The sequence below is a fragment of the Enterobacter cloacae complex sp. SYL003 genome (assembly GCF_049236925.1).
GTDB classification, from domain to species: Bacteria; Pseudomonadota; Gammaproteobacteria; order Enterobacterales; family Enterobacteriaceae; genus Enterobacter; species Enterobacter intestinihominis.
Genome location: NZ_JBMKJK010000007.1, coordinates 246474 through 262213 on the forward strand (window position 1 = coordinate 246474; position 15740 = coordinate 262213).

Annotated in this window: 18 protein-coding genes, 1 tRNA gene and 1 riboswitch; of the genes, 7 read left to right on the plus strand and 12 right to left on the minus strand. The window is 55.9% G+C overall.

Going from position 1 to position 15740, the window contains the following annotated elements; all coding sequences use genetic code 11:
- Nucleotides 1-55: 55 nt before the first annotated feature.
- Nucleotides 56-1669 (plus strand): mechanosensitive ion channel family protein, encoded by a 1614-nt coding sequence (locus tag ACOT1A_RS11690; protein ID WP_023299754.1) that lies wholly within the window; start codon nt 56-58, stop codon nt 1667-1669.
- Between the two features lie 31 nt (nt 1670-1700).
- On the opposite strand, the gene ACOT1A_RS11695 is transcribed toward ACOT1A_RS11690, so the two are convergent.
- Both ACOT1A_RS11695 and ACOT1A_RS11700 read right to left on the minus strand, forming a co-directional pair.
- Nucleotides 1701-2228: a helix-turn-helix domain-containing protein gene (locus ACOT1A_RS11695; protein ID WP_105322615.1), complete on the minus strand. Its 528-nt coding sequence runs from the start codon at nt 2226-2228 to the stop codon at nt 1701-1703.
- A gap of 17 nt (nt 2229-2245) precedes the next feature.
- Nucleotides 2246-3097, minus strand: coding sequence for a hypothetical protein (locus tag ACOT1A_RS11700; RefSeq protein ID WP_023299756.1), 852 nt, complete (start codon nt 3095-3097; stop codon nt 2246-2248).
- A gap of 277 nt (nt 3098-3374) precedes the next feature.
- Here ACOT1A_RS11700 and ACOT1A_RS11705 point away from each other — a divergent pair.
- Nucleotides 3375-3462, plus strand: a tRNA-Ser gene (locus tag ACOT1A_RS11705).
- A gap of 42 nt (nt 3463-3504) precedes the next feature.
- Here ACOT1A_RS11705 and ACOT1A_RS11710 read toward each other — a convergent pair.
- A complete protein-coding gene (locus ACOT1A_RS11710) occupies nt 3505-4506 on the minus strand; it encodes a magnesium transporter (RefSeq protein ID WP_105322616.1) in 1002 nt (333 codons plus the stop codon).
- 60 nt (nt 4507-4566) lie between these two features.
- Nucleotides 4567-4736: riboswitch (M-box (ykoK) riboswitch) on the minus strand.
- Nucleotides 4737-4894: 158 nt separating this feature from the next.
- On the opposite strand from ACOT1A_RS11710, the gene ACOT1A_RS11715 reads away from it, so the two are divergent.
- Nucleotides 4895-5395 carry a DedA family protein gene (locus tag ACOT1A_RS11715; protein WP_045308873.1) on the plus strand — a complete coding sequence of 167 codons (501 nt, stop codon included), beginning with the start codon at nt 4895-4897 and terminating at the stop codon, nt 5393-5395.
- A gap of 105 nt (nt 5396-5500) precedes the next feature.
- On the plus strand, nt 5501-6742 hold the full coding sequence (gene agp / locus ACOT1A_RS11720; RefSeq protein ID WP_171936130.1) for a bifunctional glucose-1-phosphatase/inositol phosphatase: 1242 nt from the start codon (nt 5501-5503) through the stop codon (nt 6740-6742).
- A gap of 32 nt (nt 6743-6774) precedes the next feature.
- On the opposite strand, the gene ACOT1A_RS11725 is transcribed toward agp, so the two are convergent.
- Both ACOT1A_RS11725 and wrbA read right to left on the minus strand, forming a co-directional pair.
- Nucleotides 6775-7002: a YccJ family protein gene (locus tag ACOT1A_RS11725; RefSeq protein WP_022647674.1), complete on the minus strand. Its 228-nt coding sequence runs from the start codon at nt 7000-7002 to the stop codon at nt 6775-6777.
- Nucleotides 7003-7020: 18 nt separating this feature from the next.
- Nucleotides 7021-7617 (minus strand): NAD(P)H:quinone oxidoreductase, encoded by a 597-nt coding sequence (gene wrbA / locus ACOT1A_RS11730; RefSeq protein WP_022647675.1) that lies wholly within the window; start codon nt 7615-7617, stop codon nt 7021-7023.
- Nucleotides 7618-8008: 391 nt separating this feature from the next.
- Here wrbA and ACOT1A_RS11735 point away from each other — a divergent pair, with 391 nt between their 5' ends.
- Together ACOT1A_RS11735 and ACOT1A_RS11740 are read left to right on the plus strand one after the other, a co-directional pair.
- Nucleotides 8009-8179, plus strand: coding sequence for a general stress protein (locus ACOT1A_RS11735; protein ID WP_001273664.1), 171 nt, complete (start codon nt 8009-8011; stop codon nt 8177-8179).
- Between the two features lie 116 nt (nt 8180-8295).
- Entirely contained in the window at nt 8296-9216 is a 921-nt protein-coding gene (locus ACOT1A_RS11740) for a DMT family transporter (RefSeq protein WP_276170357.1), read from the plus strand.
- Between the two features lie 102 nt (nt 9217-9318).
- Here ACOT1A_RS11740 and rutG read toward each other — a convergent pair whose 3' ends face one another.
- From rutG to rutA, 7 genes are read right to left on the minus strand one after another with little or no spacing between them, the layout of a single operon-like run.
- On the minus strand, nt 9319-10635 hold the full coding sequence (gene rutG, locus ACOT1A_RS11745) for a pyrimidine utilization transport protein G (RefSeq protein ID WP_108367757.1): 1317 nt from the start codon (nt 10633-10635) through the stop codon (nt 9319-9321).
- Nucleotides 10636-10656: 21 nt separating this feature from the next.
- Complete coding sequence (rutF, locus tag ACOT1A_RS11750) at nt 10657-11151, minus strand: NADH-dependent FMN reductase RutF (RefSeq protein WP_023299762.1); 495 nt, start codon at nt 11149-11151, stop codon at nt 10657-10659.
- Nucleotides 11152-11160: 9 nt separating this feature from the next.
- Entirely contained in the window at nt 11161-11751 is a 591-nt protein-coding gene (locus ACOT1A_RS11755) for a malonic semialdehyde reductase (protein WP_368958450.1), read from the minus strand.
- Nucleotides 11752-11760: 9 nt separating this feature from the next.
- The gene (gene rutD, locus ACOT1A_RS11760) at nt 11761-12561 is read right to left on the minus strand and encodes a pyrimidine utilization protein D (protein WP_022647680.1); all 801 of its coding nucleotides are present in this window, start codon (nt 12559-12561) and stop codon (nt 11761-11763) included.
- A 7-nt stretch (nt 12562-12568) separates the two neighbouring features.
- Nucleotides 12569-12955, minus strand: a complete 387-nt coding sequence (gene rutC, locus ACOT1A_RS11765; protein ID WP_015570870.1) for a pyrimidine utilization protein C — start codon at nt 12953-12955, stop codon at nt 12569-12571.
- 11 nt (nt 12956-12966) lie between these two features.
- Complete coding sequence (gene rutB / locus ACOT1A_RS11770; protein ID WP_022647681.1) at nt 12967-13656, minus strand: pyrimidine utilization protein B; 690 nt, start codon at nt 13654-13656, stop codon at nt 12967-12969.
- Nucleotides 13656-14747, minus strand: coding sequence for a pyrimidine utilization protein A (gene rutA / locus ACOT1A_RS11775; RefSeq protein ID WP_023305836.1), 1092 nt, complete (start codon nt 14745-14747; stop codon nt 13656-13658). Before rutA ends, rutB begins: the two co-directional genes overlap by 1 nt.
- A gap of 245 nt (nt 14748-14992) precedes the next feature.
- Here rutA and rutR point away from each other — a divergent pair, with 245 nt between their 5' ends.
- Complete coding sequence (gene rutR, locus ACOT1A_RS11780) at nt 14993-15631, plus strand: HTH-type transcriptional regulator RutR (RefSeq protein WP_276170358.1); 639 nt, start codon at nt 14993-14995, stop codon at nt 15629-15631.
- Nucleotides 15632-15740 lie beyond the last annotated feature (109 nt).

Below are 15740 nucleotides of genomic sequence, written 5' to 3' on the forward strand. Positions count from 1 at the left end.
TGGCATTCGCGGGTTGCCTGAAAAACAACAAGATTTCTGATCTGGGGTAGTGAGGATGAAAAAGATCCTGCTCGCGTTTGCGTTCTGTTTTGCCTCCCTGAGCGCCTTCTCATCGTATGCCGCTGAGCCCCGCCAGGCGCCTTCTGAGCAGGAGCGCGCCCGGACGGTCTATATTTTTCATCAGCCGATCGTCATGCTTCAGGCGAAATTTGGCCTGACCACGCCGGAGGAGCGCGTTTTACGCATCCGCAACACCCTGCGCAATTTTACCGAGGCGGACGTGCGTGAGCCGCTCACTATCGTCCCCGTGACCCGCTATAACCAGCAGGGGCGGCTGATCGTGATGAACGGTAAGCCCGTGATGCTGCTGACGGAAGGGGATTTGGACGAAGGGGACGATCTCACCCTCGATCAGGCCGCGCAGCGCGTGCTGGCGCGCATGGAAGCGCAGAGAATGGCCCTGCGCGATCAATACGATACCGGTTGGCTGGCGCTGTCGACGGTAAAAGCTGCCGCTGGCCTGCTGGCGCTTTTGCTGCTCTGCTATGGCGCCTGGCGATCCTGGCGCTGGTTTCGACGCGTCTACCGTCTGCGTATTGTGGAGAATCGCAGCCGGGTGCCGCAAAGCTGGCGGCGGTACATTGGCGCCATTGAGATTCGGCTTTACGCCTTGCTGATGTTCCTGCTGGGTTTGATTGGCTTTTACGTCTGGCTGAGCTGGGCATTCAGTCTGTTTCCGTGGACGCGGGTGTGGGGCACGTCGCTGGGAGACTGGTCGCTTCGCGTGGTGCAGCAAATTGCCCTGGCGATTGTCTCGGCTTTGCCGGGGCTGACGATTGTTCTGATCATTTTCCTCATTACCGCTTTTATTCTGAAGCTTCTGAGGATGGTGCTGAATCAGGTGGAGGCTGGTCGTCTGCAACTTCCCGGCGTACATCCGGAAACCGTGGGGGCTACCCGTAAGCTCATTTCCGTCGCCGTCTGGCTATTTGCTCTCTCCGCTGCCTGGCCGTTTCTGCCCGGCGCAAACTCACTGGCGTTTAAAGGTATTAGCGTCTTCTTCGGCCTGATGTTAACGCTGGGTTCGGCAGGGGTGATGAACCATGCCATGAGCGGTCTGGTCCTGATTTACTCCCGCGCACTGCGTAAAGGCGATGTCATTCGGGTGGCGGATAACGAAGGTAAGGTCAGTGAAATAGGCATGCTGGCGACCAAAATTATTACCCGGGAAAATTACGTCGTTACCGTGCCCAATGCGGTGGTGGTGAGCGGTAAGATCACCAACCTTAGCGCGCTACAGCCCGATGGCAGCCTCAATCTGACGGTCAGCGTCACTATTGGTTATGACACCCCATGGCGTCAGGTGCATGCCATGCTGGAGCTGGCCGCGAAACGGGCAAAAGGGATTGATCTTTCTGAGCCGCCGCTGGTGCGCCAGTTAGGGTTAATGGACTGGTATATCGCCTACGAGTTGCAGGTTCGTCTGCTGCCCGACCAGTCCCTCGCGGTTGCCCGCAATGAACTGCATAGCCAGATACAGGATGTGTTTAACGAATTTAACGTGCAGATCATGTCTCCGAATTTTGTTATGCAGCCAGAGGGCAGCGTAATGGTTGCCAAAGAGAACTGGTATACCGCGCCCGCCAAACCCCCTCAGGGCGAAACCTGAGGCCCCGGTTTTCCCAAGGTAAGCCAAAAGATCACAGTTTCTGATCGACAATCGCCGATTTTATACGGGTCATCGCCAGAATGTTTTTTGAACGCATATTCAATTTCTCGAGGATCCTCACGCGGTAGGTGCTGGTCGTTTTTTGTGACAGTTGCAGCTTTTTCGCGATTTCATGATTTTCCATATGGAAAAGCTTTAGCACGTCATATTCGCGTCGGGTAAAGGAGTGTGTCCTGAGCGCCCGATAAAAACGCATCAGCTGCTGAAAAGGGTGAGCAGTAAAATGCATCGACGAATAGATAATATTATCAATTCTCACCGCGCTGTTGGCTTCTATCTCATGCATCAGGACAATGTAATCACGCTTGACTTTTTTGACCTGCTGAATGGTTTTATTGCGTAACTTATCCTGTTCAATCGCAATGATAAAATCCAGCTCAGGATCGACCCCATAAAGATGGTGAATATCCTCCTCATCGCGAATCAAATGGGTAGATGTCAGTGAGCTTGAGACACCGTGGCAAAGGTAATAGTTATCGCTGATAAAAATAAAATTCATAATTAATGGGCAGGGTATTAGATAAAATTCATTAAAAATCTGAGAGGCTTAATCTGTAGTATTTTCTGCCAGACAGCGGCGAGGTCGACGACCCCGGCCATCGACAGCAGAACCAGAATAATCAGCAGCGTAGATAGCGTTATCGCAAACATAAAACGCGTAATTTTTTTCTGCATTTTTTGCTGATGGGTTACCCGCTGGTCCTCTTTTTCATACTCGACCATGGTGGTAATAGCCTGGCCCTGCACGTAGTACACCTTACCCTCTTCGCTGAGATCGCCCGTGATCACGAGCGACTCAAGTAAGAGCGCGATTTTTCTGCTAAACGACTCATTTTTGATATGTTTATACCAAAGTGTGCCGTAAAGCATGGCGATCACTTCCCGCTGGGTGAAACCAGACGAAACGCGCGAAGGGCGCTGGTTGACGTAGTCGGTCACCAGCAGCCTGAGCAAGTTGTAACGGTCCCGGCTGATGGTTTCTGAATCAGATTTCAGGCCAGAAATACAGCGCCCTTTTAGACGAGCAAGGGCCGTTTTTAAGGTGATGATTTTCGTATAATGGTCAAAGGCAAACGGGATAATGCCTTTGTAAGCCTGAAACCCATTGCGCTTATAGTGAATGATTTCAGCCTGCATTTCGCTGATATCTTCCACGCTCATACTGACATCTTCGCTTTTATGCATCGGGCAGAGCACAACGTTGCTGCTTTCGTGCTTCTTCAGAATATAACGCGTATTGTCGGCATCTTTTAAGTACACCAGAAAATAGTCATGCGGGTTGTTTTTTTGCGCACCGTTCTGGATCAGCCACGGCAGAAATTTACGCCAGAGAATAAGTCTGTAGTTATCGGTATCGAATAATTTCATGGAAAATCTCTTATCGCAGTGACCTGCGTGAATAGGGTCTTACAAGGGCATATTGAGGTGGCAATGTTGCACGGATAAGCTGCGGTGTATGAAAAAGAGTCTAGATCACAAACTTTCATTCTAATAAGTTTATGTGATGTAAAAATAAATGTTTACATTTTAGCCAGCCGATGACGAAGAAGTGATCGGAGCGGAAGGGAATGACGCAAGAAGCTCAACGTAATGCAATTTCCTGCTTTACATCATGCTCAGAGATGTTTATAGTGCGCCTCACTTTGGAAGCGTGGCCGAGCGGTTGAAGGCACCGGTCTTGAAAACCGGCGACCCGAAAGGGTTCTAGAGTTCGAATCTCTACGCTTCCGCCAAATTCGAAAACCCTGCGATAGCAATATCGCAGGGTTTTTTCGTTATTCCAGCCCAAGCGTATACTGTGCGATTTTGAAGTAGATAATGAGCCCGGTACCGTCGATCAGCGTGGCGATAAACGGCGCGGAAACGACCGCCGGGTCGATTTTGCAGCGTTTCAATACCATCGGGATCACCGATGAGACAATGGCGCTCCACAGCGTAATGCAGACCAGCGTCAGGCTGACGATAAGCGTGATTTCCATCCCAATGCCCATCATCCAGGCACGAACGCAGCCCGCCAGGCCTAGCGTGGCGGCAATCATTAACGAGGTGCTCATCTCTTTGCGCAGCACGCGACCCACGTCGCGAAGGTGGACTTCACCCAGCGCCATGGCGCGCACCAGCGTCGAGGTAATCTGCGTCCCGCTGTTTCCGCCGGTGCCAATCAGCAGCGGAATAAAGAACGCCAGCGCAATGGCGGATTCCAGCGCCTCTTCAAAATGCTGGATCACCGAGCTGGTATACGCTTCCGCGACAAACAGCAGCAGCAGCCAGACGGAGCGTTTCTTCCACAGGCTAAAGGCGCTGGTTTCCAGATAGGGCTTCTCCAGCGGCAGCGTTGCCCCCTGAAGCTGGGCATCTTCAGTAACGTCATCTTCCAGCAGATGGGCGATTTCACGCTCGGTAAGGCAGCCCACCAGCTTGCCGTGGGTCACCACCGGTACGACATCCGCACCTGCGTGCGCCAGCAACCCGGCGACATCAGCCCGCTCATCTTCCGGTTTAAGCTGGATAAAATCCGATATCATCATACCTTTGACGGGCTGTACGGTATCCGTGGCCTGCAATAATTTACGTACGGCAATCAAACCCGCGAGGCGACCGTTGTCTTCGATAAAAATATGTGACGGAATATCATCATCTTTTAATTTTTCAAAGAACTGCTCGCGTGCCAGAGCCACGCATAATGAAATATCAATAACGATAAAATCGGTATTCATATATTGCGCGATGGCGCTGTCGTTAAAAGCCAGATTTTGGTTGTGAATAGCGTAAGACATTGTAACTTCCCTTTGAATAATAAAATCTCTCAGGGGCGAGCAAGACAGGGCATGTCGGAAAGGAGATCCCCACGTCCTGGGTTCAGCACTGTACACCGTATCCCGTAAGGGAAGTTATACTGGCAAAGCCTTGATTCGACAGTGCCTGTTTTACCCTGTGCCGGTTCTCTCGAACCCACCAGAGCGATAACGTGTATTTGTACAGGAGCCTCGCCATAACGAGATCGTTGTAAAACGTGAGGGATAATACGCTTATTTAAAATGGCCGCTGAGGAATTTAAATAATGTTTAAGTATGGTTTAAATGAATATTATTGAATGAATGTTGACGTTTTATTTAACTATTTTCACTTCTAATGGGGAATTCTGATGTTACCGGGGAGAGTAAAATGGCATGGCTGGACACGCTGCTGGATCATTTTGCGCATTATCCAACGCATCTCTTCGCGTTGCTCGTTGTTATGGCACTGAGTAAATCAACGGTACTGATCTCTTCCGTGCTCCCGCCCGCATCGGTCATGCTGCTGGCGGGGATTGCCGTCAGCCAGTCGAGTATGCATCCGGCGCTGACGTGGCTGGCGGTGGTGATGGGCGCTACGGCAGGATCGGTACTGAATTACCATATCGGCCAGCTGATGGGGCATACCCGGCGAGTGTCACGCTTCACGGCAAAACATGCCGGGAAGTTTTTGCGGGTACAGCACCAGCTGCATAAAAATGGCCTGCTGGTGTTGTTCACCTCGCGTTTCCTGGCGGTACTGCGCTATATCGTGCCGCTGGCGGCGGGCATGCTCAGGCTGAGCGCGATAAAGGTTTACGCCATCAGCCTGCTTTCAGCCTGCGCATGGGCGGCGCTGTATGTCGGCATCGTCACCGGCATCAGCCTCTGAATCAGCGAGTCACGTATTCATCAGTTTGAGAAATGCTTCCCGAAAAACCTGTCACGAATCTGTCACACTCAATGCGACATTAAAAAAACGTGTGAGGAATTAGGGATGAGAAAAGCACTACTCGCAGTTGCCGTGGCAGGTACCCTTGCCGTGACCTTTGGCGCACAGGCGCAGGACACACCGGACGGCTATCAGCTGAAACAGGTACTCATCATGAGCCGCCACAACCTGCGTGCACCGCTCGCCAATAACGGCAGCGTGCTGGAGCAGTCCACGCCGAAGCAGTGGCCGGAGTGGGACGTCCCGGGTGGACAGCTCACCACCAAAGGGGGCGTACTGGAAGTGTATATGGGTCACTATATACGCGAGTGGCTGGCAGAGCAGGGGATGGTGAAGACGGGTGAATGCCCCCAAGCGGATACCGTCTATGCCTACGCCAACAGCCTCCAGCGCACCGTGGCGACCGCGCAGTTCTTTATCACCGGCGCGTTCCCGGGGTGCGATGTGCCTGTGCATCATCAGGAAAAAATGGGCACCATGGACCCCACCTTCAATCCGGTCATTACCGATAATTCCCCTGAGTTTCGTGAGAAAGCGCTGAAAGCGATGGAGACAGAACGGCAGAAAATGCAGCTGGATGAAAGCTACAAACTGCTGGAGCAGCTGACAAACTATAGCGACTCGCCGTCCTGCAAGGAGAAAAAAGTCTGTTCCCTGACGGAGGCGAAAGATACGTTCAGCGCCGATTATGAAAAAGAGCCGGGCGTCTCCGGGCCGCTGAAAGTGGGTAACTCGCTGGTGGATGCGTTCACCCTACAGTATTACGAAGGATTCCCGGCAGACCAGGTGGCATGGGGGGAAATCAAAACCAATCAGCAGTGGCGCGTGCTGTCGAAGCTGAAAAACGGCTACCAGGACTCGCTGTTTACCTCGACGGACGTGGCGCAGAACGTGGCTAAACCGTTGGTGAAGTACATTGATAAAGCACTGGTGACCGAACAGGCCAAAGCGCCAAAAATTACCCTGCTGGTGGGGCACGACTCCAACATTGCCTCGCTGCTGACCGCGCTGGATTTCAGGCCGTATCAGCTGCACGACCAGCAGGAACGAACCCCGATTGGCGGTAAAATTGTCTTCCAGCGCTGGCATGACAAAAACACTAACCAGGAGCTGATGAAAATTGAGTATGTCTACCAGAGTTCTGAGCAGTTGCGTAATGCCAGCGTGCTGTCGCTGCAATCTCCTGCGCAGCGCGTGACGCTGGAGCTGAAGGGCTGTCCGGTAGATGGCAACGGCTTCTGTCCGATCGATAAATTCAATGCGGTGATGAACAACGCGGCGAAATAGAAGAAAACCCCCCGCGCGGGCGGGGGGAACATTCAGACGTTTTTACGTTCGATGGTTTGCTCGCCCCAGAACAGCGAGTCTTTGTCGGTTTTTTCGAAGGCGCGAACCAGCACTTCATCGTTGCCTTCTTCCCAAATCTGCTCAGCCAGCTTTTCGTCATACCTGGCGACTTCAAAGATGGCTTCTGCAATCTCCGGAGAGGTATTGCGTAAACTTGCCCATTCGCCCACGTGGTGAGCTTTGGATTCTTGAGTTGGCATACTTGTCCTCCTGTTGGGTTAGCCGTTCAGTTTTTTGGCAAGACCCGCGACGTATTCACCCTGATAGCGGGCGATCGAAAGTTCTTCATTGCTTGGCTGACGTGAACCATCCCCACCGGCAATGGTTGTCGCGCCATACGGTGTCCCGCCACGAACCTGGGAAACATCGAACAGTTCCTGCGCGCCGTAGCCAATCGGCACAATCACCATCCCATGATGTGCAAGGGTAGTCCAGGTTGAGGTGATCGTCTGCTCCTGGCCGCCGCCTGTGCCGGTAGAGCTGAACACGCTGGCCAGCTTGCCGTATAACGCGCCGGAGGCCCAGAGCCCGCCCGTCTGGTCGAGGAAGGTGCGCATCTGGCCGGACATATTGCCGAAGCGGGTCGGGGTGCCGAAGATAATGGCATCATAGTCCGCGAGCTCCTGCGGGGTGGCGACCTGGGCGTTTTGTGTTTTTCCCCCGGCTTTGGCGAAGGCTTCCGCCTGCATGGTTTCCGGTACGCGTTTAACCACAACCTCAACGCCGTCTACTCTGTTTGCGCCTTCTGCAACTGCGTGAGCCATGGTTTCAATGTGTCCATACATGGAATAATAGAGCACCAGAACTTTTGCCATTTTGCATCACTCCTCGTTGGTTTTTCTTACAGCGGATCGCTGCGTTACTTTAAAGATATGACATCACGGCCAGACTGCAAAAATGAACGGCATTTATTTGATATATAACAATATCTTTTCGTTACGTGCTTTGTAGCAAAATGAAACAACTTTAGCAGCGCTGTTTTTTCAAAATATAAGAATGGCTTATGGATAACCTCCTCAATATTTCATACGAAAGGCTGAGATCATGTTGCAGAATATTACCTCTCGCTTGCCGGATAGCCGCATTACACTAAGCTTAGTTTCACGCGGCACAGATAAAGGCACTGTCCTTGAGCCGCGAGGTGAAAGAATCCTCTTTTACTGAATGCAATATGATGTCTAATGTTTCACACTCTGGAGGTTAGAGATGGCAAACCATCGTGGTGGTTCAGGTAATTTCGCTGAAGACCGTGAAAGAGCATCAGAAGCAGGTCGTAAAGGTGGCCAGTCTAGCGGGGGCAATTTTAAAAACGACCCTCAGCGCGCATCAGAGGCTGGCAAAAAAGGGGGTAAAAATAGCCACGGCAGCAACAAGTAGTACGCCGGGTTAACTCTCTGCCGCCGGGTTTCCCGGCGGTTTTTTTATGTCTGCTACATTGAACTGTAATCAAAGGCATCGCACACTACAGGATTGATTCTTCGTGCTGGTGTCCCATGTCCGTTTCCCGTTTTACTTTCTCCATTAAGCCTCAGGAAGCCATCCTGATTTTGATCACCATGTTCTGGGGCGGAACCTTTCTTGCCGTTCAGTACGCGGTCACGATGAGCGATCCGTTTTTCTTTGTAGCGCTGCGTTTTGCAACCGCGGCGGTTGCCGTGGCGCTTATTTCGCTGAAAACCCTGCGCGGGTTGACCCTGAGAGAGCTTAAAGCGGGTGTCGCTATTGGCGTGGCGATTGCCATGGGCTATAGCCTGCAGACGTGGGGGCTCCAGTCTATCTCCAGCAGTAAATCCGCCTTCATCACCGCCATGTACGTACCGCTGGTGCCGCTGTTGCAGTGGCTGTGCCTGGGCAGAATACCGGGCCTGATGTCGTGCATTGGTATCATGCTGGCGTTCATCGGCCTCATTTTATTAGCCGGGCCGGGAAATAATCTGCTGGCGCTGGGGCCGGGAGAGATCATCACGCTGGTGGGGGCCGTTGCCATTGCGGCAGAAATTATTTTGATTAGCGCCTGGGCAGGAAAAGTGGACGTCAAGCGGGTGACGGTCGTGCAGCTTGCCACCGCGTCGCTGGTGGCGTTCGCGACGATGGTGCCGGCAGGGGAGTCCCTCCCGCCGATGTCTACCGGGCTTATCGTCGTGGCGCTGGGGCTGGGCATTTTTAGCGCTATTATTCAGGTCACCATGAACTGGGCGCAGCGCAGCGTATCTCCGACACGGGCGACGGTCATCTATACCGGTGAACCGGTGTGGGCGGGTATTTTCGGGCGACTCGCCGGGGAGCGTCTGCCGCTGCTGGCGCTGGTGGGCGCGGCGTTTATTGTCGCCGGGGTGCTGGTGAGCGAGTTAAAGTTAAAAAAACGACGTAAGGCGACTGCCGGGTTCGGCACTGAACAAGGGGCAGATAGCTAACAACGCGCACGCTGCCCGTTTTGCCCGGCGGCGCTTCGCTTGCACGGGCCTACAATTGGCATGTAGGCCGGGTAAGCGTAGCGTCACCCGGCTATTTCAGGTTCAGGGGGTGATGGCTTCCGCTTGCGCTTCATCCCCTTTGCGGCGGCTAAGCAGGGCGTTGAGCAGGATCGCGCCGAAGGTCGCCGTGCCAATCCCGCCCACCGTAAACCCGCCCAGCGTCAGGGCGAAGTCGCCTGCGCCCAGCACCAACGTGACCGCCACCATGATCAGGTTACCGTTCTGGCTCAGATCAACATGATTCTGCACCCAGATGCGTGCCCCCGCGACGGCAATCAGACCAAATACAACAATCGAGGCGCCGCCAATCACGGGTGCCGGGATGGTGTGGATCAATGCGCCGAATTTTGGGGAAAAGCCGAGCAGTATCGCCATCACCGCCGCCGCCACGAAGACCAGCGTCGAGTAGACTTTGGTCACTGCCATCACGCCGATGTTTTCCGCGTAGGTCGTCACGCCGCTGCCGCCGACCGAGCCGGAGAGCATGGTCGCCAGACCGTCTCCCACAAATGCCCGCCCCATATACGGGTCCATATTGCGCCCGGTCATTCCCGCTACGGCTTTCAGGTGGCCCAGGTTTTCAGCCACCAGAATCACCGCGACAGGCGCGATGAGCATCATCGCCTGAGCGTTAAAGGTGGGTGAGGTCACCTGCGGCATGCCGAACCAGGCGGCCTGGTGAATCAGTGTGAAATCAACCGGCTTGCCGAGACCAAACACGTTCGCCAGCAGCGCGTAGATCAGACAGGCCGCAATCAGCCCGACCAGGATCAGCAGCCGCTGGATCATCCCGCGCGTAAAGACCGCCACCACGCCGATGCACAGCACCGTAATCACCGCCATCCAGCTTTCAAACGGCGAGCCGGATACGCTCTTCACCGCAATCGGCGCGAGGTTCAGGCCTATCGCCATCACCACCGCCCCGGTGACGACGGGGGGCATCATCCGCTCGATCCAGCGCGTGCCGACTTTCATCACCACCAGACCGGTCAGGGTGTAGACCAGCCCACAGGCGATAATGCCGCCGAGGGCCACGCTCAGGTTGGGGTTAATGCCCTGACCGTTAAACCCGGTCGCTGCAATAACGACTCCCACAAAGGCGGCGCTGGAGCCCAGATAGCTGGGCACGCGCCCGCCGGTGACAAAAAAGAACAGCAGGGTACCCATACCCGACATCAAAATGGCGAGGTTAGGATCCAGCCCCATCAGCATGGGCATTAGCACCGTCGCACCAAACATCGCGACCGCATGCTGCACGCCCATCACCATTGTCTGCCCGAGCGGGAGCCTTTCATCCGGCGCGACCACGCCTGCTTCTGTGGAGGTCGATTTCAACTGCCAGTGGGGAAGTCCGAACATGTTCTGTCTCCTGAATGCGGATTAACAGGCGGGTCGCATAAGTGCGTGATAGCCGCGGTCGAACCACACCAGCCCTTGCGGTGCCGGGTGGCGAACGATGGATACGATGTCGCAAAACAGAATGTCGTGGGTGCCGACGCTAACCACCTGGCTGATGCGGCAGTCGAACGAGGCCAGGGCATTTTCCAGACGTGGACAGCCCGTGTCGCCTGTCTGCCAGCGGGCAGCGGCAAAGCGTTCCGCCATCGGCGTTTTACCGCCAAACAGGTTGGATAATGGCTCCTGTCCGGCACTCAGCGTGTTAACGCACAGGGTGCGGTTCTCGCTGAAAATCGGCCAGACGGACGCGCCACGGTTGAGGCAAACCAGCAGAGTGGGCGGGGAATCGGTCACGCTGCATACCGCGCTGGCGGTAAAGCCCGCCATTCCCGCAGGGCCGTCGGTGGTGATGATATTGACCGCCGCACCGACGCAGGCCATGGCATCACGGAAGGTTTGTTGATCGGGTGTCGTCATGATGGCTCCTTACGCCAGCCCGCAGGCGTCTTCGAAGGTCAGACGCGGTAAGCGCCCATAGACTTTGCTCATATCGCCATAACCGATGTTAATCAGCAGATTGCTTTTAAGCAGCGTGCCCGTGAAAAAGGCCGCGTCCACTTTTTCCCGGTCAAAGCCGGACATCGGCCCGGTGTCGAGCCCGAGCGCGCGGCAGGCGAAGATCAGGTACGCGGCCTCCATCGAGCTGTTGCGAAAGGCGGTCTCTTCCGCCAGTGCGGGGCTGGAGGTAAACCAGCTTCTGGCATCGCCGTGCGGGAACAGTACAGGCAGGCGCTCATAAAACTCGCTGTCCCAGGCGACAATTGCCGTGACCGGGGCGGTGAGCGTTTTCTCAAGGTTGCCGCTGGAGAGCGCCGGGCGCAGCTTCTCTTTTCCTTCCGGGCTTCGCACAAAGACAATGCGCGCCGGGGAGCAGTTGGCGGACGTCGGCCCCCATTTCATCAGGTCATAAATCTCGCGCAGCGTCTCGTCACTGACCGGTATATCCAGCCAGCCGTTATGGGTACGTGCGCCGGTAAACAGCGTTTCCAGCGCGGCGGGCGTGATGGCTTCGCTCATTCAGGCTCCTTACAAAGCGGGTTCAGGGCTGTGCAGCAGGCTGGCAAGCCCGTTCAGCAGCAGCGTGTTAAAGATGTCCGGCGCGGTCACGTTGCAGGCATGCCCGCCCTGGCGCATGACCGTTTTGCGGGCGTGCGGGAGGGCGGCGTGCAGTTCCGCGGAGCAGACGGACGGCACCAGCAGATCGTCGGTGGAACAAATAATCTGCACGGGGCAGCGAACGCGTGCAGCGTGGCGGCTGAAATCGGCCTGTTTCAGCGCATGCAGCCTGCGCAGCAGATTGGCTTTGCCCTGGAAATGGGCCAGCGCCAGCGCTTCCTCGGCCTCCAGCCGCGGAGCGCGGGCAGCCATCCAGTCTGCCGGGTAAAGAAACAGCGGCTGTGCCTCTACCCACGCCTGAGCCCCGCCCGCATGCAGCAGACGTTCGCGAACGTCAAAACAGCGTCGGGTATGGGCATTGAGGGTCAGCCAGCCGTTGACACAAACCAGCGCGGTGAGTGCGTCAGGCTTATCGATAGCCAGCCGCAGGCCGACCAGCGCCCCCAGCGCGTGGCCGACCACGCAGTAACGGGCGATCCCGGCCCCGGCTAACGCCAGCGCGAGCTCGTCGGCCATGTGTGCGAGGGTGTAGTCTTCCGGCAGGGTATCCGGGTTATTCCCCGTGCCCCGCTGGTCGTAGCACACCACCTGATACTCCTGCCCCAGCACGGCGAGCTGAGGCAGCCAGTAGCTCCCGCTGCCTCCGAGCCCGGCAATCAGCACCACCACGGGCGCGCCCGCAAAGGGGGGCGGGGAAATGGACAGTTTCATGGCGGCCTCACTTCGCGATGTGCGCAACGGTGGCAATTTCAACCAGCGCTTCAGGCTTTACCAGCCCGCACTGGATGCAAAATCGCGCCGGTTTATCGCCGGGGAAAAACTCCGCGTAGATCTCGTTAATCGCGGCGTAGTTTTTCCAGTCGGTGATAAAGATGCTGTTGAAGGTCACGTCCTCCATCGTGCCACCCGCCGTTTCGATCACGGTTTTGATCGTCTCCAGCACGTGGCGGGTTTGCGCCTTTGGGTCATCGATAAACACTACATTGTTGTCTTTATCAAACGGCAGCGTGCCTGAGACATACACCACGCCGTCGGCGAGGGTACCGGGGACAAACGGGGCTATAGGGGTGCTGGTGCCCGGCGGAATAATCACGGATTTCGGCATAGCGGTTCTCCTCAGGCGATGCGGGCGAGCGGGGGATCCAGCGCGTCGCAGAAATCATTGACGTTACTGACCCAGCCAAAAAAGGTTTCGATATTGAACAGGGCGGCTTTCTGGGCGAAATCCGGCCCGGCCTGATGGGTAGCGTCTTCCAGCACCACGCCAAAATACTCGAGGAAGAAGCCGTCGCGCAGGGTGGACTCCACGCAGACGTTGGTGGCAATGCCCGTAAAGACCAGATGACGAATGCCCCGGCTGCGCAGCAGGCTGTCGAGCGGGGTATTGAAAAAGCCGCTGTAGCGCGGTTTCGGCAGTACGATATCGCCAGCTTCCGGTACCAGCTCATCCACCAGCTGATAATCCCAGCCGCCTTTCGCCAGCAGCGTGCCCTGGAGTTCAGGCCGTTGGCGCATGGTTTTCAGGGCGTTGGATTTGTGAAAGTTGGGTGAGCCGGGACCGCCAGCTTCGACGTACTGGTCGTCCCAGCCGTTCTGGAACCAGACGATCAGCATGCCCGCAGCACGCGCGGCGCTCACGGCGGTTTTGATATTCTCAATCACCGGCTGCGTGGCCGAGACGTCGAACCCGGCCAGATCCAGATACCCGCCTTTACTGGCATAGGCGTTTTGCATATCCACCACGATCAGCGCGCTCTGCTGCGCGTCAAAGGTGATGGCCTCCGGGCGAGCGTTGAGGGTCGTCATTACGCCACCTCCTTCGTCACGGCAGGGATGTGGGCACGGCACTGCATCAGCGGCTGAATACGCTCGCCGAAGGTTTCCACGCCGGTGAGAAAATCATCGAAGGTCAGCAGCACGCCTTCGGCGCCGGGCACGGCAGCCACTTCGTCGAGCATTCTGGCGACGCTGGCATACGAGCCAACCAGGGTGCCCATGTTGATATTGACGGCAGACGTCGGGTCGGCCATCTGGCGAACGTTGGTGTCCGCGCCGGAGCGGGTATCCTTCTGGCTCTGCTCGGTCAGCCAGCTCAGGGCTTCCTCGTCGGCGCCGTCCTTGTATCGTTCCCATTTGGCGCGCGCGGCGTCGTCGGTTTCGTCGGCAATCACCATAAACAGCACGTAGGAGCCCACGTCGCGCCCGATTTTGTCGGCGGCCGCTTTCATGCGTGCCGCGGTGGGCGCGAAGGCAGCAGGGGTGTTAACGCCTTTGCCGAAGCAGAAGTTGAAGTCGGCGTATTTGGCGGAGAATTCCATCCCCGCGTCGCTCTGCCCGGCGCAAATCACCTTCATCGGCACCGACGGCTGGGGGCTGACACGGCAGTCGTTCATGGTGAAGAAGTCGCCTTTGAAATCGCTTTTGCCGGTGCCCCACAGATCGCGCAGCACCTGCACGTATTCAGTCAGGTAGTCGTAGCGACGGGAGAAGTAATCGTCACCCGGCCAGATCCCCATCTGCTCGTACTCCGGCTTTTGCCAGCCGGTGACAAGGTTGACGCCAAAGCGCCCGCCGGAGATGGAGTCGATGGTGGAGGCCATCCGCGCCACGATTGCCGGGGGAAGGGTAAGGGTAGCGGCGGTGGCGTAAATCTGGATGCGCGAGGTTACCGCCGCCAGGCCCGCCATCAGGGTAAAGGACTCCAGGTTGTGGTCCCAGAATTCGGTCTTACCGCCGAAACCGCGCAGCTTGATCATCGAGAGCGCAAAGTCGAAGTGGTAATGCTCCGCTTTCTGCACGATGGCTTTATTCAGCTCAAAGGTCGGCATGTATTGCGGGGCCGTGGTCGAGATAAGCCAGCCGTTGTTGCCGATCGGTACAAATACGCCAATTTTCATCACGAACCTCTCTTCATTACGTCGCAGGTGTCACGACGTTTTTGCAAAGGGAGTGCCAGTTTTGAAAAATACTTTGTTATTAGGGTGTTAACTGGTGGCTGTTAAATTTAACAGCGAAAATGTGGACTAAGTGGTCAAAATCATTGCACAGAAAACAGGCACTCATGCGCGCTGAGGGTGCAGAAGGTCGTGGCGAGACGGGGGTTTTGCTATGCTGAGCGCAGGACAGAAAATGGAGAGCGAAAATGACACAAGGCGCAGTGAAAACACCCGGTAAACGTTCGCAGGCGGTGAGCGCCAAGAAACAGGCGATCCTCAGCGCCGCGCTGGAGACATTTTCGCAGTTTGGTATTCACGGTACACGCCTTGAGCAGGTGGCGGAGCAGGCCGGGGTGTCCAAGACCAATCTGCTCTACTACTACCCGTCGAAAGAGGCGCTATATGTGGCGGTGATGCAGCAGATCCTGGATATCTGGCTCGCACCGCTTAAAGCATTTCGCGAAGAGCTGGCCCCGCTGGTTGCGATAGAGGAGTACATACGCCTGAAGCTGGAGGTATCGCGTGATTATCCCCAGGCATCGAGGCTGTTTTGTCTGGAGATGTTACAGGGCGCGCCGCTGTTGCAGGCGGAGCTGACGGGAGATCTAAAGCAGCTGGTGGACGAAAAATCGGCGATTATTGCCGGATGGATCGCCAGCGGAAAACTGGCCCCGGTCGATCCGCATCACCTGATCTTTATGATTTGGGCCTCAACCCAGCACTACGCTGACTTCGCGGCCCAGGTCGAGGCGGTAACCGGTAAAACGCTCCAGGACGAGGCGTTTTTCCAGAGCACCCTGGAAAACGTGCAGCGGATGATTATCGAAGGGATCCGTGTGCGCTAATTTCCCTCACCCCGACCTTCTCCCATGGGGCTGAGGGATCCCCAGTAATTTTTTTATGCAGAAGCAATAAAGTTGCTTTCTAAATGACTGAGGGCTGTCAGCGATGCCC